The 1,759-nt window shown below is 52.6% G+C and carries 1 rRNA gene; it reads left to right on the top strand.

The annotated features are described in order from the left end of the window. Positions 1-174: 174 nt before the first annotated feature. A 16S ribosomal RNA gene (locus GRPL_RS00050) occupies positions 175-1,714 on the top strand. The last annotated feature ends 45 nt before the right edge of the window (positions 1,715-1,759 follow it).

Raw genomic sequence — 1,759 nt, 5'->3', positions numbered from 1 at the left:
ACCTCGCGACAGAGCGCTCAGCGCCGTCGCACTGCTCTTTAACAATTTATCAGACAATCTGTGTGGGCACTCAAAGTGACATGGATTCTTAACGTCCTCGGACGAAAAATGAATACCAAGTCTCTGAGTGAACACGTAATTCATTACGAAGTTTAATTCACGAGCATCAAACTTAAATTGAAGAGTTTGATCATGGCTCAGATTGAACGCTGGCGGCAGGCCTAACACATGCAAGTCGAGCGGTAGCACAGAGAGCTTGCTCTCGGGTGACGAGCGGCGGACGGGTGAGTAATGTCTGGGAAACTGCCTGATGGAGGGGGATAACTACTGGAAACGGTAGCTAATACCGCATAACGTCGCAAGACCAAAGTGGGGGACCTTCGGGCCTCATGCCATCAGATGTGCCCAGATGGGATTAGCTAGTAGGTGGGGTAATGGCTCACCTAGGCGACGATCCCTAGCTGGTCTGAGAGGATGACCAGCCACACTGGAACTGAGACACGGTCCAGACTCCTACGGGAGGCAGCAGTGGGGAATATTGCACAATGGGCGCAAGCCTGATGCAGCCATGCCGCGTGTATGAAGAAGGCCTTCGGGTTGTAAAGTACTTTCAGCGAGGAGGAAGGCGTTAAGGTTAATAACCTTAGCGATTGACGTTACTCGCAGAAGAAGCACCGGCTAACTCCGTGCCAGCAGCCGCGGTAATACGGAGGGTGCAAGCGTTAATCGGAATTACTGGGCGTAAAGCGCACGCAGGCGGTTTGTTAAGTCAGATGTGAAATCCCCGGGCTCAACCTGGGAACTGCATTTGAAACTGGCAAGCTTGAGTCTTGTAGAGGGGGGTAGAATTCCAGGTGTAGCGGTGAAATGCGTAGAGATCTGGAGGAATACCGGTGGCGAAGGCGGCCCCCTGGACAAAGACTGACGCTCAGGTGCGAAAGCGTGGGGAGCAAACAGGATTAGATACCCTGGTAGTCCACGCTGTAAACGATGTCGACTTGGAGGTTGTTCCCTTGAGGAGTGGCTTCCGGAGCTAACGCGTTAAGTCGACCGCCTGGGGAGTACGGCCGCAAGGTTAAAACTCAAATGAATTGACGGGGGCCCGCACAAGCGGTGGAGCATGTGGTTTAATTCGATGCAACGCGAAGAACCTTACCTACTCTTGACATCCAGAGAACTTAGCAGAGATGCTTTGGTGCCTTCGGGAACTCTGAGACAGGTGCTGCATGGCTGTCGTCAGCTCGTGTTGTGAAATGTTGGGTTAAGTCCCGCAACGAGCGCAACCCTTATCCTTTGTTGCCAGCGGTCCGGCCGGGAACTCAAAGGAGACTGCCAGTGATAAACTGGAGGAAGGTGGGGATGACGTCAAGTCATCATGGCCCTTACGAGTAGGGCTACACACGTGCTACAATGGCATATACAAAGAGAAGCGACCTCGCGAGAGCAAGCGGACCTCATAAAGTATGTCGTAGTCCGGATTGGAGTCTGCAACTCGACTCCATGAAGTCGGAATCGCTAGTAATCGTAGATCAGAATGCTACGGTGAATACGTTCCCGGGCCTTGTACACACCGCCCGTCACACCATGGGAGTGGGTTGCAAAAGAAGTAGGTAGCTTAACCTTCGGGAGGGCGCTTACCACTTTGTGATTCATGACTGGGGTGAAGTCGTAACAAGGTAACCGTAGGGGAACCTGCGGTTGGATCACCTCCTTACCTGAAAGAACCTGCCTTTGTAGTGTCCACACAGATTGTCTGATG

The sequence above is a fragment of the Klebsiella planticola ATCC 33531 genome (assembly GCF_000735435.1).
Lineage (GTDB): Bacteria > Pseudomonadota > Gammaproteobacteria > Enterobacterales > Enterobacteriaceae > Klebsiella > Klebsiella planticola.
Note: the sequence above shows the minus strand (reverse complement) of the source record. Positions and strands in the feature narration are given on the sequence as shown.